Origin of the sequence: Rhizobium croatiense (assembly GCF_019793465.1) — a bacterium.
In the GTDB taxonomy this organism is placed as follows: domain Bacteria; phylum Pseudomonadota; class Alphaproteobacteria; order Rhizobiales; family Rhizobiaceae; genus Rhizobium; species Rhizobium croatiense.
The window spans coordinates 316,344-338,226 of record NZ_JAILYJ010000003.1; the positions used below are offsets into that span (position 1 = coordinate 316,344).

Annotated in this window: 23 protein-coding genes; 16 read left to right on the top strand and 7 right to left on the bottom strand. The window is 62.8% G+C overall.

Annotation, left to right across the window (positions count from 1 at the left end; all coding sequences use genetic code 11):
* Positions 1-10: 10 nt before the first annotated feature.
* The 12 genes from K6M89_RS07140 (at position 11) to K6M89_RS07195 (ending at position 11,335) form a co-directional block, all read left to right on the top strand.
* Positions 11-808, top strand: coding sequence for an IclR family transcriptional regulator (locus K6M89_RS07140; RefSeq protein WP_222138914.1), 798 nt, complete (start codon positions 11-13; stop codon positions 806-808).
* Between the two features lie 227 nt (positions 809-1,035).
* Entirely contained in the window at positions 1,036-1,773 is a 738-nt protein-coding gene (locus K6M89_RS07145; RefSeq protein WP_097580032.1) for a LuxR family transcriptional regulator, read from the top strand.
* Positions 1,774-2,012: 239 nt separating this feature from the next.
* A complete protein-coding gene (locus K6M89_RS07150) occupies positions 2,013-2,282 on the top strand; it encodes a hypothetical protein (RefSeq protein ID WP_222138915.1) in 270 nt (89 codons plus the stop codon).
* A 25-nt stretch (positions 2,283-2,307) separates the two neighbouring features.
* Complete coding sequence (locus tag K6M89_RS07155) at positions 2,308-3,492, top strand: Mrp/NBP35 family ATP-binding protein (protein ID WP_222138916.1); 1,185 nt, start codon at positions 2,308-2,310, stop codon at positions 3,490-3,492.
* Positions 3,493-3,944: 452 nt separating this feature from the next.
* Positions 3,945-4,919, top strand: a complete 975-nt coding sequence (locus K6M89_RS07160) for a magnesium transporter CorA family protein (protein ID WP_097580030.1) — start codon at positions 3,945-3,947, stop codon at positions 4,917-4,919.
* A gap of 18 nt (positions 4,920-4,937) precedes the next feature.
* Entirely contained in the window at positions 4,938-6,836 is a 1,899-nt protein-coding gene (locus K6M89_RS07165; RefSeq protein ID WP_097580029.1) for a potassium transporter Kup, read from the top strand.
* Between the two features lie 335 nt (positions 6,837-7,171).
* Positions 7,172-8,419: a cell wall hydrolase gene (locus tag K6M89_RS07170; protein ID WP_222138917.1), complete on the top strand. Its 1,248-nt coding sequence runs from the start codon at positions 7,172-7,174 to the stop codon at positions 8,417-8,419.
* A 271-nt stretch (positions 8,420-8,690) separates the two neighbouring features.
* Positions 8,691-9,029, top strand: a complete 339-nt coding sequence (locus K6M89_RS07175; protein ID WP_097580027.1) for an AtpZ/AtpI family protein — start codon at positions 8,691-8,693, stop codon at positions 9,027-9,029.
* Between the two features lie 62 nt (positions 9,030-9,091).
* Entirely contained in the window at positions 9,092-9,844 is a 753-nt protein-coding gene (locus K6M89_RS07180; protein ID WP_222138918.1) for a F0F1 ATP synthase subunit A, read from the top strand.
* 67 nt (positions 9,845-9,911) lie between these two features.
* Positions 9,912-10,139 carry a F0F1 ATP synthase subunit C gene (locus tag K6M89_RS07185; protein WP_010026583.1) on the top strand — a complete coding sequence of 76 codons (228 nt, stop codon included), beginning with the start codon at positions 9,912-9,914 and terminating at the stop codon, positions 10,137-10,139.
* A gap of 77 nt (positions 10,140-10,216) precedes the next feature.
* Positions 10,217-10,840, top strand: coding sequence for a F0F1 ATP synthase subunit B (locus K6M89_RS07190; protein WP_222138919.1), 624 nt, complete (start codon positions 10,217-10,219; stop codon positions 10,838-10,840).
* Positions 10,841-10,843: 3 nt separating this feature from the next.
* Entirely contained in the window at positions 10,844-11,335 is a 492-nt protein-coding gene (locus K6M89_RS07195; protein WP_097605506.1) for a F0F1 ATP synthase subunit B, read from the top strand.
* A gap of 206 nt (positions 11,336-11,541) precedes the next feature.
* On the opposite strand, the gene rnhB is transcribed toward K6M89_RS07195, so the two are convergent.
* Positions 11,542-12,231: a ribonuclease HII gene (rnhB, locus tag K6M89_RS07200; RefSeq protein WP_222138920.1), complete on the bottom strand. Its 690-nt coding sequence runs from the start codon at positions 12,229-12,231 to the stop codon at positions 11,542-11,544.
* Between the two features lie 164 nt (positions 12,232-12,395).
* Entirely contained in the window at positions 12,396-13,553 is a 1,158-nt protein-coding gene (locus K6M89_RS07205; protein ID WP_222138921.1) for a PA0069 family radical SAM protein, read from the bottom strand.
* A 139-nt stretch (positions 13,554-13,692) separates the two neighbouring features.
* On the opposite strand from K6M89_RS07205, the gene K6M89_RS07210 reads away from it, so the two are divergent.
* Entirely contained in the window at positions 13,693-14,211 is a 519-nt protein-coding gene (locus tag K6M89_RS07210; protein WP_097580022.1) for a glycosyltransferase family 2 protein, read from the top strand.
* Positions 14,212-14,421: 210 nt separating this feature from the next.
* Positions 14,422-14,736 carry a hypothetical protein gene (locus tag K6M89_RS07215; protein ID WP_222138922.1) on the top strand — a complete coding sequence of 105 codons (315 nt, stop codon included), beginning with the start codon at positions 14,422-14,424 and terminating at the stop codon, positions 14,734-14,736.
* Between the two features lie 103 nt (positions 14,737-14,839).
* On the opposite strand, the gene moaB is transcribed toward K6M89_RS07215, so the two are convergent.
* The 4 genes from moaB to K6M89_RS07235 all read right to left on the bottom strand — a co-directional run bounded on the left by moaB (position 14,840) and on the right by K6M89_RS07235 (position 19,283).
* On the bottom strand, positions 14,840-15,391 hold the full coding sequence (moaB, locus tag K6M89_RS07220; protein WP_097580020.1) for a molybdenum cofactor biosynthesis protein B: 552 nt from the start codon (positions 15,389-15,391) through the stop codon (positions 14,840-14,842).
* Positions 15,391-16,287, bottom strand: coding sequence for a 4-(cytidine 5'-diphospho)-2-C-methyl-D-erythritol kinase (locus tag K6M89_RS07225; RefSeq protein WP_222138923.1), 897 nt, complete (start codon positions 16,285-16,287; stop codon positions 15,391-15,393). Before K6M89_RS07225 ends, moaB begins: the two co-directional genes overlap by 1 nt.
* Before the next feature lie 12 nt (positions 16,288-16,299).
* Positions 16,300-18,135 (bottom strand): tetratricopeptide repeat protein, encoded by a 1,836-nt coding sequence (locus K6M89_RS07230; RefSeq protein WP_097580018.1) that lies wholly within the window; start codon positions 18,133-18,135, stop codon positions 16,300-16,302.
* 131 nt (positions 18,136-18,266) lie between these two features.
* A complete protein-coding gene (locus K6M89_RS07235) occupies positions 18,267-19,283 on the bottom strand; it encodes a polyprenyl synthetase family protein (RefSeq protein WP_097580017.1) in 1,017 nt (338 codons plus the stop codon).
* 108 nt (positions 19,284-19,391) lie between these two features.
* Here K6M89_RS07235 and K6M89_RS07240 point away from each other — a divergent pair, with 108 nt between their 5' ends.
* Positions 19,392-19,619: a putative signal transducing protein gene (locus K6M89_RS07240; protein WP_097580016.1), complete on the top strand. Its 228-nt coding sequence runs from the start codon at positions 19,392-19,394 to the stop codon at positions 19,617-19,619.
* 7 nt (positions 19,620-19,626) lie between these two features.
* Complete coding sequence (locus K6M89_RS07245; protein ID WP_222138924.1) at positions 19,627-20,424, top strand: tRNA1(Val) (adenine(37)-N6)-methyltransferase; 798 nt, start codon at positions 19,627-19,629, stop codon at positions 20,422-20,424.
* On the opposite strand, the gene K6M89_RS07250 is transcribed toward K6M89_RS07245, so the two are convergent.
* Positions 20,414-21,754: an Nramp family divalent metal transporter gene (locus tag K6M89_RS07250; protein WP_222138925.1), complete on the bottom strand. Its 1,341-nt coding sequence runs from the start codon at positions 21,752-21,754 to the stop codon at positions 20,414-20,416. The genes K6M89_RS07245 and K6M89_RS07250 overlap by 11 nt on opposite strands.
* Positions 21,755-21,883: the final 129 nt, after the last annotated feature.

Sequence of the window (21,883 nt, forward strand, 5' to 3'; positions counted from 1 at the left end):
GGATGAGACGATGAATGCAAACGGCGACGGCATGGCGCAGGCCCGCGAGACCGGCACACTCGGCAAGCTGATGGTGCTGCTCGATCTCGTCACCCATGCGGATGCGCCGCTGCGTTTCACCGATATCCTGTCGCTTGCCGGCCAGCCGCGCGGCACCCTGCACCGCCAGCTCAGCCACCTGGTCGAGGAGGGGCTGCTCGAATTCGACGGCGACGGCCGCTATGCGCCGGGCCTGCGCCTGCTCGATTTCGCCGCCCGCAGCTGGGCGCGCAACGAATTCCGCCTGATCGCCGAACCGCATCTTGTCGATCTGCAGCAGGCGACCGGCGAGACCGTGCATCTCGGCGTTCTCAGGGGGCAGTCGATCATCTACCTCGACAAGGTCGAGGGCCGCCAGCCGGTGCGCATGTATTCGCAGATCGGCAATGCCTCGCCCTGTTACTGCACCGGCGTCGGCAAGGCCGCCCTTTCGCTGCTTCCGGCCGAAAGCCTGGTCGATCTCCTCGCCGGCGTGAATTTTACCCGCTTTACCGCCGCCACCCACGCTTCGCCAGCAAGTCTGCTCGCCGAAATCCGTGAGATCGCCGATCAGGGCTATGCTTTCGATCGTGAGGAGCACGAGGCCGGCATCCGCTGCGTCGCCGCACCCATCTGGTCGGACGATCGGACTTTTCTCGGCGGCGTCTCGATCACCGGCCCGGCCTACCGCCTGTCGATGGAACTTCTCGCCCAATGGGTCGTTCCGGTTCAGCGCGCAGCCGGAAGGATCATGGAAGGCATGCGCATCCGCCTCGGCCCGCGTCGCTAGCCTGAGGCGACGAGCAGCGGTCCGGGGACAACGCGTGTATAAGACAAAAGACTGAAACGGAAAAAATTGAGATTTGCCGGCGAATCACGACAACTGGAAATAGTCCGCGAAATCGACAACACTACCGGCCGAATGCGTAAACGCCGCGGCCGATTGTATTGACCCATGGCAATCGTCATTCCCCCGATGCAAGCGAACGGCCGCGGCGCCGAAGATGAAGAAATGTGATGGAACCCTTGTCGCAAACATCCACGGAAGAAGAAGACGATTACATCAAGGAAATTGCGGGCCTGAAGACCCAGTTCGACATTTTCCGGTTCATGAAACGCGTGACCGAAGCCTATCGCTGCCGCGCCTTCATGGTTCTCAATCTGCCGCCGATCACATCCCTCGATCTTCAGGGCAACACCGTCATCACCAGCTGGCCGGCTGAGCTTCTGGCGCTCTACGACCAGGAGGGGCTGATGGTGAACAGCCCGGTTCTGCGGCGGCTGAGAACATCGGCGCGGCCCTTCTTTTACGACATGTCGCGACAGAACTGGCCGCGCGACGACGGCAAGTCCGCCCTCGTCGTCGGGCTGTTCGAACGTTTCAGGATGACGCGTTGCGCCTATTTCCCGACGCATGAGCCCTCCGGCCTGCGCGGCGCCGTCTCCTTCGCCGGCGATCGCGAACCCTTTAGCCCGGCCGAGATGCGCGAGCTTTGTTATATCGCCATCCATGTCTTCGACAGGCTTGCCGAGATCCGCAACCTCGATACCCGCATAACCGATGCGCTCACCGACCGCGAGATCGATTGCCTGAACTGGACGGCGGCCGGAAAGACCAGCGCCGAGATCGCCGAAATCCTGGCGCTGTCCGAGCATACGGTCAATCATTACCTCAACCGCGCCACCAAGAAGCTCGACACCGTCAACCGCACCCAGGCTGTCGCCAAGGCGCTGCGGATCGGCCTGATCAAATAAGTTGCAAAGACGCCGATCCGCTCTAGCCGGCCGCCCAGCATGTAGGCAGATCGGAGCGTCGTCCCGGCGCATTCGACCGCGTTTCCCGCATTTTCCATCTGGCACGCTTTCTGCATCTCTTCTGCCAGAGGTCCGGAGGGGACTTTAATGACCAGCGCCAGCAAATGGCGCGGCCGACACACCACCGCGCGACGCCGATGCCGCTTCTCTCTCCCGGCTCTCGGCGTCGGCGGCGGTTGTTGCCTTTCGGCACCGCTTCTTGCGCAGCTGTTCACGATTTCCTGCTGCCGATCACTTTTTTTCTGGCCTTTTTTTCGGCTTGCGCTAGTTCGCCCCGCATTGCGCCGGTTCTCGGGGAGAGAGACCGTTGCGGCCATCAGGGCGAAAGCCCGGCGGACTTGATGGCCGCAACGGATTTCGAATTCCGGCCGGCGTTTTTCAAAGCCGGCAAATCGATTTTCCTCCCGATGATTTTGTTTGGCGAAGACGTGCGCCTCCACTATCTGTGATCCAAGAAGAAGCAGTGAGGGTGGAATGACCGACGTCACCAAGGAACAGGTTCTCGAAACGCTGAAGACCGTGCGCGGACCGGATCTCGAGCACGACATCGTCGCGCTCGGCATGGTCTCCGATGTCTTCATCTCCGACGGCAAGGTCTATTTCTCCATCACCGTCCCGGCCGAGCGCGCCAGGGAGCTGGAGCCGATGCGGCTCGCCGCCGAGCGCGTCATCAAGGAAATGCCGGGCGTCAAGGGTGCGCTCGTCACGCTGACGGCGGACAGGAAGGCGGCGGCCGCAGCACCTGCTGCCCGCCCGGCGGCGAACCCGCCGCACGGCCATGCCGGTCATGATCATGGCGGCCACGATCACCAGCATCAAGCCCATGCGCCCCAGCAACAGCCGCCGCGGGCCGGCAAGATCGGCGTTCCCGGCATCGGCGCCATCATCGCCGTCGCCTCCGGCAAGGGCGGTGTCGGCAAGTCCACCACCGCCGTCAATCTGGCGCTCGGCCTGCTCGCCAACGGCCTTCGCGTCGGCATTCTCGATGCCGATATCTACGGGCCGTCCATGCCGCGGCTCCTGAAGATATCCGGCCGCCCGACGCAGATCGACGGCCGTATCATCAATCCGATGGAGAATTACGGCCTCAAGGTCATGTCGATGGGCTTCCTCGTCGACGAGGAGACGGCGATGATCTGGCGCGGGCCGATGGTTCAGTCGGCGCTGCTGCAGATGCTGCGCGAAGTCGCCTGGGGCGAGCTCGACGTCCTTGTCGTCGACATGCCGCCCGGCACCGGCGATGCGCAATTGACCATGGCCCAGCAGGTGCCGCTTGCCGGCGCCGTCATTGTCTCCACGCCGCAGGATCTCGCCTTGATCGATGCCCGCAAGGGCCTCAACATGTTCCGCAAGGTCGAGGTGCCGGTGCTCGGCATCGTCGAGAACATGAGCTATTTCATCGCGCCCGACACTGGCACCCGTTACGACATTTTCGGTCACGGTGGCGCCCGCAGGGAGGCCGAGCGCATCGGCGTGCCCTTCCTCGGCGAAGTGCCGCTGACGATGAATATCCGTGAAACCTCCGATGCCGGCACCCCGCTCGTCGCCTCCGACCCGAACGGCGTCGTCGCCGGCATCTATCGCGGCATCGCCGCCAAGGTCTGGGAGCAGCTCGCCGGCCAGTCCCGGCGTCCGGCGCCGGCGATCGTCTTCGAATAGCGCTGGCCTGCCGGAACCGCACGGCGGCGCCGGCGTAAGGACATACCGGAAGGCCAAGCGCCGAATCACCGCTGCGATCACCCCAATTGTGGGGGAAACGTGGTGAAAAGCCGCGCTTCACGGAAGATGTCTTGATTATTTCACGGCTTTGCTGCATATGCCGCGGCGCCATGATGGCGTTGCTGCAGATGCTCAATGACGGCCGCCTTCGTTTCGAAGGTTCTGGCCCGCCTGCAAGATCGAAGGATTGGTAACTGCGATGCGGTGGAGCACAATGCGCATGCTGGCCTTGAAGGCCGGATGCAGCCGGAGTCTTATGAACTTTCTTGATCCGCTTCCGTTTGGACCTGGGACGAGCGACCTTCGCGGCGCCGCGATGGCGGCCGCATGGAAAGGCTTTCGATGAAAATGGCGATGGCCACCAAGCGTCGTGAGCATCGGAGACACTGCCGGTGATCACCGCTTACTGCTCCAATTGCAAATCGGTCGAGATTCGCGATCTCTCGCAGCCGGCATCCTTTCCCGAGGATGTCGTCTGGATCGACATGGTCGAGCCGAGCCGCGAGGAGGAGCTTTATGTCGAGAAGGTTCTCGGCATCGAGGTTCCGACCCGCGAGGATCTCAAGGACATCGAACCTTCGGCTCGCCTCTACATCGAAAACGACGCCGTCTTCATGACCGCTTCGCTCGTCTGGAAGGCGGAGACCGACGCGCCGACGCTCACCGATGTCGCCTTCATTCTGGCCGGAAACCGTCTGGTCACCATCCGTTACGCCCATCCAAAATCCTTTGCGCTGTTCATCGCCGCCCTTCACCGGCTGCCGGAAAACTGGCGCAGCGGCGCGGCCCTCCTTGCCAGGCTGTTGGAGACGATCGTCGACCGCACCGCCGAAATCCTCGAAACCTCCGTCTCGCGCATCGACATTTTGTCGACGCATGTCTTCGGCCGGGCGAAAAGGGTGCGCAAGCCGTCGAACTACCTCGAGCAAAAATTGCGCGATATCGCCGGTCATCACCGCATGATCAGCAAGCTGCGCGATAGTCTCGGCTCGCTTTCCCGGCTTCTGACGTTCTTTCACACGATCCCGGCGATCCAGCAGGACCACGAGGCGAAGGAGCTCTGCCGCACCATCTCGCGCGATATCCAGTCGCTGTCGGAGCATGCCTCCTTTGTCGCCGCCAACATCACCTTCCTGCTCGACGCCTCGCTCGGCCTGATCAACATCGAGCAGAACTCGATCATCAAGATCTTCTCGATCGCCTCGGTCGTGTTCTTGCCGCCGACATTGGTCGCCTCCGTCTATGGCATGAACTTTCAGGTCATGCCGGAGCTGGCCTGGACGGCGGGTTACCCCTTCTCGCTGGCTTTGATGGTGATATCAGCCGTGATCCCCTTTTTCTTTTTTCGCTGGAAAGGCTGGCTCTGAGAAGCCTGTTGAAATTTCATGTCCGAAGAGAGCCATCCGCACGAACGCCAAATGACGCCGCGCAAGCTTTTTTATCTCGCGCTCGGTTCCGTCGGCGTCGTCTACGGCGATATCGGCACCAGCCCGCTCTATGCTTTTCGCGAGGCGCTGAAGCCCGTCGCCCACGACGGCGTCACCCGTTTTGAGATCATCAGCCTGATTTCGCTAATGATCTGGGCGCTGACGATCATCGTCACCATCAAATATGTGCTCTTCCTGCTGCGCGCCGATAACGAAGGGGAGGGCGGCACGCTGTCGCTGCTTGCCCTTCTGATGAAGACTGCCAACGGCCATACCGCCATACTGATGCTGCTCGGCCTAATGGGGGCTGCCCTCTTCCTCGGCGATGCGATGATCACGCCGGCTCTGTCGGTGCTGTCGGCGGTCGAAGGCCTGAAGCTCGTCACACCAAGGCTGTCGGAATATATCGTGCCGATTTCGGTGGTGATCCTGGCGCTGCTCTTCGTCGTGCAATCGCGCGGCACCGGCGCCGTCGCCAAGTTCTTCGGCCCGATCACCGCCGTCTGGTTTCTGGTCATGGCCGCCGCCGGCATTTCCCATATCTCCGATGACTACGGCATCCTCGCCGCCTTCAATCCCTATTATGCCGTCGCCTTTCTGCTGCATGAGGGCTTTTACGGCGTCGTCGTGCTCGGCGCCGTCTTCCTGACGGTGACGGGCGCCGAGGCGCTTTATGCCGATCTCGGCCATTTCGGCCGCCGCCCGATCCAGTGGGCCTGGTTCCTGCTGGTATTCCCGGCGTTGACGCTGAACTATCTTGGCCAGGGCGCCCTCGTTCTCGGCAATCCGATGACGATGTCCGATCCCTTCTATCTGATGTATCCGAAATGGGCGCTGCTGCCGGTCGTCATCCTGGCCACCGCCGCGACGATCATCGCCAGTCAGGCGGTCATCACCGGCGCTTTCTCGATGGTGCGTCAGGGCATCAATCTCGGTTTCCTGCCACGCATGGAAATTCTCTTCACCTCGGAAACCAATACCGGGCAGATCTTCGTGCCGTCGGTCAATGCCGTGCTGTTCTTCGGTGTCATCTTCCTGGTCTTGGGCTTCAAGACCTCGGACGCGCTGGCGACCGCCTACGGCATCTCGGTCACCGGCGCCATGGTCGTCACCTCGATCATGGCCTTCGAATTCGTCCGCGCCCGCTGGAACTGGTCGCTGCCCCTCGCGGTAATCGCGCTCGCGCCGCTGGTCGTGCTCGAATTGATCTTCCTTGGCGCCAACCTGTTGAAGATTCACGACGGCGGTTATATCCCGATCCTGATCGCCACCGCCTTTACCGTCGTCATGTGGACCTGGCGCCGCGGCACTGCGATCCTGCTGGAAAAGACCCGCCACACCGATATCCCGCTCGCCTCCTTCGTCAGTTCCATCGAGCGCAAGAGCGAGCATTCGCCGGCCCAGGTTCCCGGCACGGCGATCTTCCTGACCAGCGATCCGGAATCCGCACCCGCCGCCCTCTTGCACAATCTCAAGCACAATCACGTGCTGCACGACCGCAACGTCATCCTGACGATCCGCACGGTCAACAAGCCGCGCGTGCCGAGCCACGACCGTTACAAGGTCGAACCGATCTCCGAGCGCTTCTCGCGCGTCGAACTGCTGTTCGGCTTCATGGAATCGCAGAACGTTTCGCAGGCCCTGGCGACGCTGCGCAAGACCGGGCTGAAGTTCGACATCATGTCGACCTCCTTCTATCTCGGCCGCCGCAAGCTGGTGCCGGACGCCAAGTCCGGCATGCCCTACTGGCAGGACCGGCTCTACATCGCGCTCGCCAACGCCGCCACCAACCCCTCGGACTACTTCCGCCTGCCGGCAAACCGCGTGGTGGAATTGGGGTCGCACGTTATTATTTGAGGGGGGCTGGGCGACATTCCGGACGCGGGTGTCCGCGCTTTGACTTCTTCCGCCACCTCATCCTCCGTCATGCTCGGTCTTGAGCCGAGCATCCACACCGGGGCCACCAGCAGGTGTGGCATGGATCCTCGGCTCAAGGCCGAGGATGACGGAGACCGGTGATGCGTTCCCGTTAAATCACCGTACAGAGATAGGTCAACAGGCAGAGGTCCATGAGGAGCGCAGCGGCTCCAGAGGGACGAAATTAGCAGCCACCTTAGAATATCCGGAACTTCGGATGGCCACATTCCGGCACGGCTCGTTAACCGGACGTCAAGGTTAATAAGGGATTTTCGATGGAATGTTCCCGCGTTCCATGCCCGGAGTTCGTGTTGCGTCGAAAGAGCCCTTCCCGTAGCAAGCTGCCTCTTCTTCCCGAGAACTGGGTGTCACCTGTCATCTTCGGGCTCGCCGGCTGGCTGATCTTCCCGAGCGTTGCCTCCCACGCCGATCTCGCCACCATGCTCGCCGGTCTCGATCGTGAGGGCGAGAGCTGGCGCATGGTTCTGACCAATTCTCCGGCCGGCTCCATTCATCAGGCCGAACTCGCCTTTGCCGATCCTGAAGTGACGGGCTCGATCTCGTCGGGCGCCGGCATGGTGCTGCCCGATGGCCGCAAGGTCGCTTTCTCTGCCGAGGACAAGGGCACCGCCAAGGACAAGGGCACCGCCAAGGAGAAGGGCCACGAGGACACGCCGGACGAGGATCGCGTCAACCGCGGCATGAAGAAGAGCCGAATCGTCGCGGTGGAAAAGATGCAGCCGCCGAAGGATTTTTCCGCCGGCTCCATTCTTGAGCGCACAAGGATGCTCTTCACTCCGAGCTTCGACCTCAAGGACCGATCGGCCTTCGTCAAGCCGAAGATCCAGGGCAAGGAAATCGAGATCGCCACGTCCTTCTATAAGAAGCAGCCGGTGATCGAGGAGAGTGGCGTGCCGGCGATGCTCGCAAACCTCGTCACCAGCAACAAGGCCGATGTGCTGGCGACGGCCTATGCGCCGGCAGCACCCGACTATGCCCGCCAGTCGCCGTTCGATTCGATCCTGACCGAGCCGGACAGCGGCCGCTTCGTCCCCGAGATCGGCCCGCGTGATCACGCCTGGGCCGCAAGTGTGCTGCCGCCGAGCGTCTTTTCCGCCCGCGAGCAGCAATGTCTTGCCTCCGGCATCTATTTCGAGGCGCGCGGAGAATCGGTGAAGGGGCAGGCGGCCGTCGCCCAGGTCATCCTCAACCGCGTCCGCAACCCCGCCTATCCCAAGAGCATCTGCGGCGTCGTCTATCAGAACGAGGATTGGCGCAACCGCTGCCAGTTTTCCTTCGCTTGCGACGCCATCAAGGACAGGGTGAATTCGGAATATCACTGGCGGGTCGCCCGCGACGTGGCGATGGCGGTGACATCAGGCAAGATCTGGCTGCCGCAGGTAGGCTCGGCGACGCACTACCACGCCGTCTACGTCCGCCCGAAATGGGCAAAGACCATGGAAAAGGTCGGCCGCATCGGCCTCCACGTCTTCTACCGCACCTATGGCGGCGGCTGGAGCTGAGATAAATCGTCCGGGCCGGCCGATTTCCGGCCCCGAAAAGCGGATTCTTTCCGTCGAATTTGCCCGATCGACCCATGATCGCTTTATCCCTTTGATTCGACGTGATTATTTTCTCGCTGGACAGAAGCTGTCTACGCCTTGACTATACCAATCCCTAAAACTATGTTGCGCGCGACTTCAGAACGGGCCGGAAGGGTCTCAACCTTCGCGTCCGGGGTCCGAATGACCGGGGTAGCGGGAGTGCGGGCGACGGGCAGGCGAGGAGAGAGCAATGACGGACGACCGCGAGGAAAGTCTTGAGAAGCGCCGTGCGCAGCTGGGAGCGGAACTCGCGACCAAGCGCGTCGAGGCAAAAGTGGACGAGGCAAACGAAGCTCGCGCCGAGGTAAGCCGCAAAGGTTATGCCCAGGCGATGAAGCTTTCCAGCGAGTTCATTGCCGCCATCGTCGTCGGTGCCGTCCTTGGCTATCTCCTCGACCGTTTTGTTGGCACGGCGCCTTGGGGGTTGATTGTTCTTCTGCTTCTCGGATTCTGTGCCGGCGTTCTGAACGTGTTGCGTTCTGCGGGGGTGGTGGCCCATCCCCTGGACGACAAGGACGACAAGAAATAAGGACCGGTCCCGGTCCAGTGCAATGACCCCGCGTCCTGCGGGCCAAAGAGAGAGAACAAGCGGTGTCTAACGATCCGACTCATCAGTTCCTGATCCAGAAGATTGTCCCGATCGAAATCGGCGGAATTGATTTTTCGTTCACCAACGCATCGCTCTTCATGGCCGCTTCGGCTGCCGTTGCCGCAGGCTTCCTCTATTTCGCGACCTCGAACCGCGCCATCGTGCCGGGCCGTTCGCAGTCGGTCGCGGAAATGTCCTATGAATTCATCGCCAATATGCTGAAGGAAGGCGCGGGCAAGCAGGGAATGAAGTTCTTCCCGCTGGTCTTCTCGCTTTTCATGTTCGTCCTGACGGCGAACCTGCTCGGCATGTTCCCCTATTTCTTCACGGTGACGAGCCAGATCGTCGTCACCTTCGCGCTGGCGATCCTCGTCATCGGCACGGTCCTGGTCTACGGCTTCTATAAGCACGGCTTTCACTTCCTGAACGTCTTCGTGCCCTCGGGCGTGCCGGGCCTTCTGCTGCCGCTGGTCGTCCTGATCGAAATCATTTCCTTCCTGTCCCGTCCGATTTCGCTCTCCGTTCGTCTTTTCGCAAACATGCTCGCCGGTCACATCACGCTGAAGGTGTTCGCAGGCTTCGTTGCCTCGCTTGGAGCCCTCGGTGCAGTCGGTATCGGCGGAGCCGTTCTTCCCCTCATCATGACCGTCGCCCTGACCGGTCTCGAGTTCCTCGTTGCCTTCCTCCAGGCTTACGTCTTTGCGGTGCTGACTTGCATGTACCTCAACGACGCGATCCATCCGGGCGGGCACTAAGGATAACGACATCGACGTCAAAGGGCGTCAGTCATTCGCCGCAACAACCATTTCAAAGGAGTTCAACATGGAAGCGGAAGCAGCAAAGTTCATCGGTGCAGGTCTGGCTTGCTTTGGTATGGCCGGTACGGCTCTCGGCCTCGGCAACATCTTCGGCAACTACCTCTCCGGCGCTCTGCGCAATCCGTCTGCCGCTGACAGCCAGTTCGGCCGTCTGGTATTCGGCTTCGCCGTTACGGAAGCTCTGGGCATCTTCTCGCTGCTCGTCGCTCTCCTCCTCCTCTTCGCCGTCTGATATTGGCGGATAGATGGATCACGGCCTGCGACCGCAAGCCGTGATCCTTTGCATTTGCAGTCCACCTGGAGGTGAGCATGTTTTTTGTGACCCCGGCTTACGCTGAGGAAGCACCGGCGGCAGCGACCGGCACGGATGCGCATGGCGCTCCGGCCGCAGGCGAGGTCCATACCGAGACCGGCGTAGCCGAAGGCGAACACGCCCGTGGCCCGTTCCCGCCCTTCGATTCGACGACCTTCGCGTCCCAGCTGCTCTGGCTGGTGATTACGTTCGGCGTCTTCTACCTCCTTATGCAAAAGGTCATCGCGCCGCGCATCGGGGCCATTCTCGATCAGCGCCACACGCGCATCTCCCAGGACCTGGAAGAAGCAGGCCGCCTGAAGGCGGAAGCTGACGCTGCCGTCCAGACCTATGAAGGCGAACTGGCCGCTGCCCGTGCCAAGTCGAATGCGATCGGCTCCGCCGCCCGCGACGCCGCCAAGGGCAAGGCCGAAGAGGAACGCCGCGCTGTCGAGACGAGCCTGTCGGAAAAGATCAAGGCTGCCGAAGCCCGCATCGCCGACATCAAGGCGAAGGCTTTCGCCGATGTCGGCACCATTGCCGAAGAAACGGCGGCTGCCGTCGTCGAACAGCTGATTGGCGGCAATGCCGCCCAGGCTGATGTCGCCGCCGCCGTCGCGGCCGCCAAGAAGGAGGCTTGATCGATGGAATTTGCTTTTGACGCGACTTTCTTCGCCTTTGTCGGCCTCGTTCTCTTCCTGGCGCTGGTTGTCTACTTGAAGGTCCCCGGCATGATGGCACGGTCGCTTGACGACCGCGCCGACCAGATCCGCAACGAGCTGGCCGAAGCCAAGCGCCTTCGCGAGGAGGCCCAGCACCTGCTCGCCGAATACCAGCGCAAGCGCAAGGAAGCGGAAGCGGAAGCGGCGCACATCGTTGCCGCCGCCGAGCGCGAAGCCGAGATGCTGACTGCCGAAGCGAAGAAGAAGACGGAAGAATTCGTCGCCAATCGCACGGCGCTCTCCGAGCAGAAGATCTTGCAGGCCGAGGCCGAAGCGATGAAGGCGGTTCGTTCCGCCGCCGTCGATCTGGCGATCGCGGCCGCCGAAACGGTGCTCGCCAAGAAGGCGGATGGCAAGGTCCAGTCCGAACTCTTCGGCAATGCCGTCGGCCAGGTCAAGACACGGCTCAACTGAGCGGTATCGAATGGAATGAAGAAGGCCGGGCATGTCCCGGCCTTTTCTTGTTGATGAATACTCAATCTCGGTCGAGGGCATGCCGCTCCTCTCGATTCCCTCTTCTCCCCACCGGGGAGAAGAGGATATGCCGCGGCCTCTCTTTTCCTCGCGCGCCTCTTACAGCGCTCGTCCGGCTTCTCATTGCCCGGTTTTCTTTGGGTGACCTATTCCGGTATCAACTCGTCCGTCTCAGGCCCGTCCTCGCCCTTGCGCAACGGCCGAAAACTCATCCGGTGCAGGGAGCAGGGGCCATGCTTCTCGATGCCGGCGCGGTGCTGTGCCGTGCCGTAGCCGGCATGCGCGGCAAAGCCGTAATCTGGAAAGACATTGTGGGCGCGCGCCATCATCCGGTCGCGCGTCACCTTGGCGACGATCGAGGCGGCGGCGATCGAGACCGAGCGGGCGTCACCCTTGACCACGGCCTGGCCGGGGCATTCGAGGCCGGGCGGCACGTCGAGCCCGTCCGTCAGAACGTAGCTTGCCGGAACGGCAAGGCTGCAGATGGCGCGGCGCATGGCGTCGAGGCTTGCCTTGCGGATATCCGTCTCGTCGATGCGCGTCGAGCTGGATGAGGCGATCGAGACGGTCGCGGTCGCGAGAATCTGCACGAACAGTTCCTCGCGCCGCTGCGCCGAAAGCTGCTTGGAATCGTTGAGGCCCTCGGGGATGCGCTTCGGGTCGAGGATAACGGCGGCGGCGACGACCGGCCCGGCGAGCGGCCCGCGGCCGGCCTCGTCGGCGCCGGCGACCGGCCAGTGGCCGGCCTTGCGGGCTTTGAGTTCCAGGCGGAAATCCGGCACGAGCGGAGCCGTGTCGAAAAGCAGGGGAGAATCGGGTGGCGTGCGAGGTTTCATGCGGCTGAACCTCGCACGCCAACCCGATTTCCCGCAAGTCCCCGGATCAGGGCGGCGGCCGGGGACGGTCCGGCGGATGGTGGCGGTCAGGGCCATCCGCGGGAATTGCGCTCGGGCTCGAAAACAGGGCGGTTTCTCGATGGGCCGATGCGCAAATCTATAAATCAGAGCAGCGACAGCTGGACGCCGCTGCCATCAGGCGGCACGAACAGATCGTCGCGCAGCGGCAGACCGCGCCGCGTCAGGCCGAAGCGCCTCGCCGCCATTTCAAAGCGGCGGGCGATCTGCCACGCATAGGGACCGGCGCCCTTCATGCGCTTGCCGAATTCAGCATCGTAATCCTTGCCGCCGCGCATCGAGCGCACCAGCGACATCACATGCCGGTAACGATCGGGATAATGCTGCAACAGCCAGTCGCGGAAGAGCGGGCTGACCTCGAGCGGCAGCCGCAGGATGACATAGCTCGCCTCGACGGCGCCGGCCGCCTTGGCCGATTCGAGGATGCGCTCCAGCTCGTGATCGTTCAGCGCCGGGATCAGCGGCGCGGCCATCACGGCCGTTTGGATCCCTGCTTCCGACAGCGTGTGAATGGTCTCCAGCCGACGCGGCGGCGTGGCGGCACGCGGCTCCATCGTCCGGGCAAGCTTGCGGTCGAGCGTGGTCACGGAGATGCCGACGCGCACCAGGTTCTTCGCCCCCATCTCCTGCAGAATGTCGAGATCCCGCAAGATCATCGCCGACTTGGTGACGATCGAGACCGGGTGGTTCGCCTTGTTCAAAACCTCGAGAATGCCGCGCATGATGCGCCATTCCTTCTCGACCGGCTGATAGGGGTCGGTATTGGTGCCGATTGCGATCGCCCGCACCTTGTAGCCCGGCTTGGCGAGCTCCCGCTCCAGCAGCTTAGCCGCATCCGGCTTGGCGAACAGCTTCGTCTCGAAATCGAGCCCCGCCGAAAGCCCCATATAGGCGTGTGTCGGCCGGGCGAAACAATAAATGCAGCCATGCTCGCAGCCGCGATAGGGATTGATCGAGCGGTCGAAGGCGACGTCGGGCGATTCGTTGCGGGTGATGGCCGTGCGCGGCTTTTCGATCTGCACCTCGGTCTTGAACGGCGGAAGCTCTTCCAGCGTCTGCCAGCCGTCGTCGAAGTTCTCCCGCTGCAGCGCCTCGAACCTGCCCGTCGGGTTCAGTCCGGCGCCGCGCCCGCGCCGACGGTCGACCTCGACCCTCAGCCCGGAGGAGACGATCATCGCATCGGCAATATCTGCCGTATTGGCAGGCGCGAATGCGGCCTGCCCTGCCAGGGACTGCTCTCTCATCGGATTCTCCCGCAGCGGAAAGCGATCGCCTCCGCCCGTTTTGATGATTAAATTCCTATCGGCAAATTGAGAACAATGCAAGAACAAAATGCGGAAAACGCCGCTGGCAAAAATTTGTGCGGCGCATTATGACTAGGAAATGTTGACGGTTGTTCTCGAATGTCAGGATCAGGAATCTGAGCTGGCCCAGACCTTATCGGTCTTGGTGGCAGGCGCCGTGGAGGGTCTCGTCGGCGATGTGGTCGTGCTCGATCACGGCTCGCGCGACGGCAGCTCGCGGGTCGCCGACGCGGCCGGCTGCCGGTTTCATTCGCAGTGGGATATCAAGGACATCGTCGCTTCCGCCCGGGGCGACTGGCTGCTTTTCGTCGAGCCGGGTGCACGTCCGCAGGCGGGCTGGATCGACGAGATTGCCGAATATATCGCGCTCAACAAGGCGCCGGCGCGCTTCACCGCCTCGCGCGGCTACCGGCGCCCATTTTTCGAGCGCATCGGCCGCGCCGCGCCGCCGCTGGAGCTCGGTCTGCTGATGCCGAAGAGCCAGGCGCTGGCCGCCGCTAGGAGCGGCATGCGCCTTGCCGAATTCGCCAAGGGCCGGAAGCCGCGTAAACTCGCAAGCGAATTGATTCCTTCCTGGGTGGCGCGCTCGGCCCGGTAAGCATTTTCACTCGCCCGCACCGGAGCAGCATCACAACCGTCCCCACATCGCGCGCAAAAAATGGCGCTCAATCAGATTTCGCGCTATAATTCGCCCATGGCGCCGCCGAAGCGCCGCGCTTCGCAACGGGTGGCCATGAATGCCGGTGGACGGCAGAACAGGTCGGCGAAATCTCCTCTTCTGCCGGGTTCCGGCGAAAGGAGGTGCGTCATGATCCGCCATATGCTTTACGGTCTTGTGGCCGTCATATCGGCGACGTTGATGATCGCGCATCCGCATTCGGCAGCATCGCAGGCGATGCTCAGTTGCGCAGGCCGATCCGACGTCGTCAAATTCCTGGACAAGAATTTTGCTGAGAAGCTGACGGCGGTCGGGCTGGTCAATCAGAACGCCGTGCTGGAGGTCTACACCGCCGAAAGCGGCACCTGGACGCTCGTCGTCACGGATGTTCACGGCATAAGCTGCATCCTGCTGTCGGGTAACAGCTGGGAAACGATGCCGTCTCTGCCGGGCCTTGCGACCTAATGCATGTCGCCCGGGAGTGTGCAGCGGTTCAGGGACAACGACATGCATTAAAACAAAGAGCTAAAGCGCGCCGCGATCGTTCGGATTGGCTTCTCGCGAAATTCTATTTCTGTGCGCCGCGTTTCAGATGCTCGTCGAGACGCGGCATGATCTCGACGAAGTTGCACGGCGTGCTGCGGTAGTCGAGCTGCCCCTTCAGGATGCCGTCCCAGGCATCCCGGCAGGCGCCGGGCGAGCCTGGCAGGGCGAAGATGAAGGTGGCATTGGCGACACCTGCCGTGGCGCGCGACTGGATCGTCGCCGTGCCGATCTTCTCGTAGGAGATGCGGTGAAAGACGGCTGAAAAGCCGTCCATGCGCTTTTCGAACAAGGGCTCCAGCGCTTCCGGCGTCACGTCACGGCCGGTAAAGCCGGTGCCGCCAGACGTGATGACGACATCGATGTCGTCCCGCTCGGTCCAGGCCTTGACCTGCGCGGCGATTTTGTCGCGGTCGTCAGGCACGATCGCCCGGTCGACCAGCCGGTGACCCGCTTCGGTGATCCGCGCCGCCAGCGTATCGCCGGATTTGTCGGTTTCCGGCGTGCGGGTATCCGAAACGGTGAGGACAGCGATGCCGACGGCGATAAACGGCCGCTTTTCGTCCAGACCTGCCATTACATGCCTCCCGAAACCGTTTCCGTCGCCTGGACATACCAGTCGGGGCGCTCGCCGTGAAGAGCTGACGCTGCCTCGTGCGCCGCCGCCATGCTCGTAAAAATGCCGAAGCAGGTGGCGCCGGAGCCGGACATGCGGGTGATGAGCGCGCCATGGGCCTGCAGCATCTGCGAGATCACGGCAATCTCCTGCACCAGTTCGCGCGCCGGCGCCTCCAGATCGTTGCGGGCCGAGCCGATCGCCGTCAGCCAGCCGGAAGTCCCGGACAGACCGGGCGCAAGGTGCAGAGCCGGATTGTTCTTTGCCGCCAGCCGGCGGAAGACTTCGGGCGTCGACACGCCCTTCAGCGGATTGGCGAGCACCATGGCAAAGGCCGGCAGCTCAGGCACGGCTTCGATCCTTTCGCCGATGCCGCGGGCAATCAGCGGCCTGCTTTCAAGGCACATCGGCACATCGGCGCCGAGCTTCAGCGCGAGGCTGGCAAGCGTCTCCACCGGCAAGTCCATGCCCCAGAGCCGCATCAGTCCGCGCAGCGTCGCGGCCGCATCGGCTGAGCCGCCGCCGATGCCGGAGGCGATCGGCAGGTTCTTTTGCAGGTGGATATGCACAGGGAAGGCGAGGGCGCCGACCGTCTCGCGCAGGAGATCGCGGGCTCGCAGCACCAGGTTGGCGCCGCCGTCGCCGGCAAGCGTCTCGCCGAAAGGGCCCGACAGCGTGAAAGCGTCGGCCTGTGCAGGCAGAAAGCCCAGCCGGTCGCCGCAATCGGCGAACGTCACCAACATGTCGAGCAGATGGTAGCCATCCGCCCGCTGGCCGGTCACATGCAAGGCGAGATTGATCTTCGCGCGCGCCTCTTCGGTGACGCCGAAAGCGTCGGCCAGGCCTTCTTCAGGCATGCTTGCCGCCCGTCAGGATTTCTTGTCGACCGGCGGCGGGGTGACGGGCGCCGGATCCGGCTGCTTCTTGTCGGCCGCCTTGGCATCGTCGCTGGCAGGAGGCAGGCCGTTGGCGACCTTGTCCTTGATCTTCGGAATTTCGGCGGCTTCCGGCTCGGAGGCGAGCGCCCGGTTCCACTGATAGACGGCCTCGAGCTTGCGGCCGACGCGCCAGTAGGCGTCGCCCAGATGGTCGTTGATCGTCGCGTCGCCGGCCTTGATCTGTGCGGCCCGCTCCAACTCGTCGACAGCATCGTCGAAGCGGTTGAGGCGGAAATAGGCCCAGCCGAGCGAATCGATGATGTAGCCGTCGTCAGGGCGAAGCTCGACGGCCTTCTTGATCATGCCGAGGCCTTCGTCGAGGTTCCGGTTCATGTCGATCCAGGAATAGCCGAGATAGTTCAGCACCTGCGGCTGGTCGGGATTAAGCTCCAGGGCCTTGCGGAAGTTGGGTTCGGCCTGGTCCCACTTCTTCAACCGCTCATAGGCAATGCCGCGCTGGAAGAAGACGCTCCAGTTGGCGCGGCCGGCAATTGGGCCGATCGCTTCGACCGCCTTGTCGTAATTGGCGGCCATCGCCTCATAGTCCTTGGCGTCGGAGAGCACGCTGCCATAGGCGAGGTAGCTGCGGATGTCCTTCGGGTCGGAGGCGATCAGCGCCTGCAGGTGCTTGCGCGCCTCTTCCACCTTGCCGCCCTGGGCAAGGGCAAGGCCGAGCTGCAGCTCGGAGATGCGGCGCATCGGCGAATTTTCCGGCACCTTCTTGTAGAGCGCGATGGCGCGGTCCATCTGGTTCTGCTTCTCGGCGATGCCGCCGAGCAGCACCAGCGTATCGGCGCTGTTCGGGTCGAGTGCTTTGGCCGTCTGCAGGTAGAGCGAGACGATGTCCTCGGCGCCGTCGCGGTTCAGCGCACCGCCGACCGAAAACAGCACGCCGGCGGCCCCTTCTTCTGCGGTCTTGACCTGCTGTTCCTGCTTCTCGCCCTTCTCGATACTGTCGCGCAGCGCGTTCAGCGGCGCGTAATTCGGCAGCAGGTTGTCGCCGACGGAAACGGCGTCGAGCGCCTTCTGCTTGTTGCCCTGTGTCGCTTCGAGGCGAGCAAGCGCCATGACCGCCCGCATGAAGGTATCGGGCGCCGTCGCGCCCCCCTCCTTGTCGAGCACGGCGTCGTTCAGATGCTTTCGGGCGGATTTCACGTCGCCGATGGCGATGGCGATCGCGCCGGCATTGTAATTCTGGAAGATGCGGAACCAGTCCGGCCCCTTCATCTTCTCGACCATGGTGAGTGCTTCCTTGCCGCGGCCAGCGCCGACGCGGGCCCAGGCAAGCAGCAGGTCGTTCATCATCCGGTCGAGATCGTTCGGGCCCTTGTATTTCAGGATGACTTCGGCGGTCTTGTAGTCGTCACGGCGCACGGCATCCATGCCGCGCACGATCGTGGTGATGCGCTCGACGGAGGGGTCGCCCTTCAAGTCGTTGGCATATTTGACGCCTTCTTTGATGTCGCCGTTGAGCAGCAGCGAAATCATCAGCCGCTGGCGGATCTCCGGATTGCCGGGCTCGATCAGCAACGCCTTCTTGTAGAGCGCGATCGCCGTTTCGTAATCATGATCGACATCGGCCGTGCGTGCGGCGAGGAAGGCGCCGGAGAAGGTGGTGACGCTATCGGCATCGAAGGTCTCGGTTTTGCCGGCATCGCCCGCCGTCTTGGCCGCATCCTCGGCGTTCACGCCGGCGACGACGCCGAGCGAAAGAACAGCCGCCAATGCTGCGCTCGTAAGAAGACGGATGGCAATTCTCTGCCGCATGAGGAAACCTTTCTTCGAGAGCGCCCGGCCATGATGCCGGTCGCAAATCAGTTGTGATCACTGATTCATAACAGGATGGCTTTTTTGAAGCGGCGCCGCAAGAAAATCAGCCTGCAATCGAGAACGTTTGGTCAGTTGACGCGCTCGATGCAGAAGTCGATCACTTCCATCAGGGCGGATTTCCACACCGTATCGGGAAGCGGCGCCAGCGCATCGCGGGCGATCGTGCCGTAATGGACCGCCCGGCCGATCGTGTCGCTGAGCGTGCCGTATTTGGTGATCAGCCCGAGGGCTTTTTCCAGATTGGCGTCGCTGCTGTTGCCGGCCTCGATCGCATCGCGCCAGAAGGCGCGCTCGTCCTGCGTGCCGCGGCGATAGGCGAGGATGACGGGAAGCGTGATTTTGCCTTCGCGGAAATCGTCGCCGACATTCTTGCCGAGGTCGGCCGCCTTGCCGCCGTAATCCAGCGCGTCGTCGACGAGCTGGAAGGCGAGCCCCAGATTCATGCCGTAGGATTTCAGCGCGTTGCGGCCGGACCGGCCGGCCTCGGCGACGATCGGCCCGACTTCGGCGGCGGCCGCAAAGAGCGCCGCCGTCTTGGCGCGGATGACGGCGAGGTAATCGTCCTCGGTCGTCTCCATGTTCTTGGCGACGGAAAGCTGCAGCACCTCGCCCTCGGCGATCACGCAGGCGGCGGAAGACAGCACGTCGAGCGCATCCAGCGAGCCGACATCGACCATCATGCGAAAGGCCTGGCCGAGCAGGAAGTCGCCGACCAGCACGCTTGCCTGGTTGCCCCAGATCATCCGCGCTGTCGATTTGCCGCGGCGCAGGTCGCTTTCGTCGACGACGTCGTCATGCAGCAGCGTCGCCGTGTGCATGAACTCGACCGATGTGGCGAGCTTGACGTGATTTTCGCCGCGGTAATCGAACAGCGAGGCGGCCGCCAGCGTCAGCATCGGCCGCAGCCGCTTGCCGCCGGACGAGATCAGATGGTTCGCCACTTCGGGGATCATCTGCACGTCGGAGCCGGCCTTGGACAGAATGAGCTGGTTCACCCGCTCCATATCCGCCCTGGTGAGATCGACCAACGGCTTTATGGATGCCAGTTTGTTTTTGCTTTCTTCAAGCGGTATGACCACGCCCAACGACCCGGACTCCTGTTCATTCATTGCAGCTGACAATAGAAAGGGGCGATGGACGCGGCAAGAGGTGAATTGTCGCGCACGGCGAAATTGGAAGGAAAATGACGGCAAATGCATGAACTTATCCGCGCCAACGACCCCGTTCTGCTCTCCTTTGCGGAGAGTTTGATGAAGGATGCGGGCATTCATTGCTTCATCGCCGATCAGGGCATGAGCGTGCTCGAAGGCTCCCTCGGCATGCTGCAGCGCCGGCTGCTGGTGGATGAGGAGATGGCCGACCAGGCCCGCCGCATCCTCATCGACGCCGGTCTCGGCGGCGAATTGCGCGACAGGAGGTGAGGGTGGGATGACCGGGGAGCCTGCCCAAACCATCGACGCCTTTCATCGCGGCGCCTTTCATCTGGTGCAGCCGAAGGGGAGGGGCCATCGCGCCGGCATGGATGCGATGCTGCTTGCCGCCCTCGTTGCCGACGATCGCCCGGTCAAGGTGGCCGATCTCGGCGCCGGCGCCGGCGCGGCCGGCCTTGCCGTCGCCTCGCGCCTTGCCGATGCCGAGGTGGTGCTCTTCGAACGGTCGGCCGAAATGGCCGATTATGCCCGTCGCAGCATTCTCCTGCCCGAAAATGCCCATCTCGCCGCCCGCGTCAGCGTCGTCGAGGCGGATGTGGCGCTGACTGCCAAGGCGCGCAACGATGCCGGCCTCATCGATGAGAGCTTCCACCACGTCATCATGAACCCGCCCTTCAACGATGCCGGCGACCGGCGCACGCCGGATGCGCTGAAGGCTGAAGCCCATGCGATGACCGACGGCCTGTTCGAAAGCTGGATCCGCACGGCCGGCGCGATCATGATCCCCGGCGGACAATTGTCGCTGATCGCAAGGCCCGAATCGATCGCCGAGATCGTCGACGCCTGCGGCCGGCGTTTCGGCGGCATCGAAATGACAGCCATCCATCCGCGCGAGCGTGAAAACGCCGTGCGTATCCTGGTGACTGCAATCAAGGGGTCGCGGGCGCGGCTGTCACTGCGCGCACCGCTCATCATGCACGAAGAGGGGAGCCACAAATTCTCCCCTCTCATCGATGATTTCAACAATGGCCGGGCGGCCTATGCCAGGCTTCGATCCTCGGCAGCTAGCCGGTGACGAAATCGAGCAACAGCTTGACGTTCAGCCCGGCGATGACGACGGCGATCACATAGGCGATGCCGCTCAGCCAGCGGGGAGCCACAAGTTCGCCCATCTTGGCCTTGCTGGCGGTGAACATGACGAGCGGGAAGACGGCGAAGGAAAGCTGCAGGCTGAGCACCACCTGCGTGAGGATCAAAAGCTCCGCCGTGCCCTGGTCGCCGTACCAGATGGTGACGATCGCCGCCGGCACGATGGCGATGGCGCGGGTAATCAGCCGGCGCATCCACGGCTGCAGCCGGATCTTCAGGAAGCCTTCCATGACGATCTGGCCGGCAAGCGTCGCCGTCACCGTCGAGTTGAGGCCGCAGCAGAGCAGCGCAATGCCGAACAGCGTCGGCGCGATGGCGAGACCCAGCAGCGGCGACAGCAGCGAATGCGCCTCGCCGAGTTCGACGATGTCGGTCCTGCCATGCGCATTGAAGGCGGCAGCGGCCAGGATCAGGATCGAGGCGTTGATCAGCAGCGCGAAACAGAGCGCGACCGTCGAGTCGATCGTCGCATAGGTCAGCGCCTCCTTCTTTTCGGGAACCGTATGGCCGTAGGCCCGCGTCTGCACGATGCCGGAGTGGAGGTAGAGATTGTGCGGCATGACGGTCGCGCCGAGAATGCCGAGCGCGAGATAAAGCATCTCAGGATTGGTGACGATCTCGGTGGTCGGGAAGAAGCCGGTGATGACGGAGCCCCATTGCGGGTCCGCAAGCAGTATCTGTACGCCGAAGCAGAGCGCGATGACGCCGAGCAGCGTGATGATGAAGGCCTCCACCCAGCGGAAGCCGAGCTTCTGCAGGAAGAGGATGACGAAGACGTCGAGCGCGGTGATCAGCACGCCGAGTTCGAGCGGAATGCCCATCAAGAGGTTGAGGCCGATCGCCGTGCCGATCACCTCGGCGATGTCGGTGGCGATGATGGCAATTTCGGCAAAGGCCCAGAGCGGCACCGAAACCCATTTCGGATAGGCGTCGCGGCAAGCCTGCGCAAGGTCGCGGCCCGAGGCGATCGCGAGACGCGCGCAGAGCGATTGCAGGACGATCGCCATCAGGTTGGAAAGCAGTGCGACGGTGAGCAGCGCATAGCCGAATTTCGAGCCGCCGGCGAGCGAGGTCGCCCAATTGCCGGGGTCCATATAGCCGACGGCGACCATATAGCCCGGCCCGGCAAAGGCCGCCGCCCTGCGCCACCTCGAGCTGTGACGCCCGGTTCCGACGGTGCGGTAGACATCCGACAGCGACGCCTCGCCGCGTTCGTGCCGCCAGCCGCTTGTTACCTTTGGGTTGAGGGCGTCCATGCCATTTCCACCTGTTTATCGTGAGCGCACTATGACGAATCAGAATGACAATGCAAGTCATTCGCAACAAGAAAGACCATTCTCGATGTTTTGCAAACGCGGCCATTGCGTTTGTCGTTCCAACGCATA

Excerpts from the sequence above, each read along its gene's own strand:
- K6M89_RS07140 (WP_222138914.1), top strand. The coding sequence starts at position 11 with ATGAATGCAAACGGCGACGGCATGGCGCAGGCCCGCGAGACCGGCACA.
- K6M89_RS07145 (WP_097580032.1), top strand. The coding sequence starts at position 1,036 with ATGGAACCCTTGTCGCAAACATCCACGGAAGAAGAAGACGATTACATC.
- K6M89_RS07155 (WP_222138916.1), top strand. The coding sequence starts at position 2,308 with ATGACCGACGTCACCAAGGAACAGGTTCTCGAAACGCTGAAGACCGTG.
- K6M89_RS07165 (WP_097580029.1), top strand. The coding sequence starts at position 4,938 with ATGTCCGAAGAGAGCCATCCGCACGAACGCCAAATGACGCCGCGCAAG.
- K6M89_RS07170 (WP_222138917.1), top strand. The coding sequence starts at position 7,172 with ATGGAATGTTCCCGCGTTCCATGCCCGGAGTTCGTGTTGCGTCGAAAG.
- K6M89_RS07175 (WP_097580027.1), top strand. The coding sequence starts at position 8,691 with ATGACGGACGACCGCGAGGAAAGTCTTGAGAAGCGCCGTGCGCAGCTG.
- K6M89_RS07185 (WP_010026583.1), top strand. The coding sequence starts at position 9,912 with ATGGAAGCGGAAGCAGCAAAGTTCATCGGTGCAGGTCTGGCTTGCTTT.
- K6M89_RS07190 (WP_222138919.1), top strand. The coding sequence starts at position 10,217 with ATGTTTTTTGTGACCCCGGCTTACGCTGAGGAAGCACCGGCGGCAGCG.
- K6M89_RS07195 (WP_097605506.1), top strand. The coding sequence starts at position 10,844 with ATGGAATTTGCTTTTGACGCGACTTTCTTCGCCTTTGTCGGCCTCGTT.
- rnhB (WP_222138920.1), bottom strand. The coding sequence starts at position 12,231 with ATGAAACCTCGCACGCCACCCGATTCTCCCCTGCTTTTCGACACGGCT.
- K6M89_RS07205 (WP_222138921.1), bottom strand. The coding sequence starts at position 13,553 with ATGAGAGAGCAGTCCCTGGCAGGGCAGGCCGCATTCGCGCCTGCCAAT.
- K6M89_RS07210 (WP_097580022.1), top strand. The coding sequence starts at position 13,693 with ATGTTGACGGTTGTTCTCGAATGTCAGGATCAGGAATCTGAGCTGGCC.
- K6M89_RS07215 (WP_222138922.1), top strand. The coding sequence starts at position 14,422 with ATGATCCGCCATATGCTTTACGGTCTTGTGGCCGTCATATCGGCGACG.
- moaB (WP_097580020.1), bottom strand. The coding sequence starts at position 15,391 with ATGGCAGGTCTGGACGAAAAGCGGCCGTTTATCGCCGTCGGCATCGCT.
- K6M89_RS07225 (WP_222138923.1), bottom strand. The coding sequence starts at position 16,287 with ATGCCTGAAGAAGGCCTGGCCGACGCTTTCGGCGTCACCGAAGAGGCG.
- K6M89_RS07230 (WP_097580018.1), bottom strand. The coding sequence starts at position 18,135 with ATGCGGCAGAGAATTGCCATCCGTCTTCTTACGAGCGCAGCATTGGCG.
- K6M89_RS07240 (WP_097580016.1), top strand. The coding sequence starts at position 19,392 with ATGCATGAACTTATCCGCGCCAACGACCCCGTTCTGCTCTCCTTTGCG.
- K6M89_RS07245 (WP_222138924.1), top strand. The coding sequence starts at position 19,627 with ATGACCGGGGAGCCTGCCCAAACCATCGACGCCTTTCATCGCGGCGCC.
- K6M89_RS07250 (WP_222138925.1), bottom strand. The coding sequence starts at position 21,754 with ATGGACGCCCTCAACCCAAAGGTAACAAGCGGCTGGCGGCACGAACGC.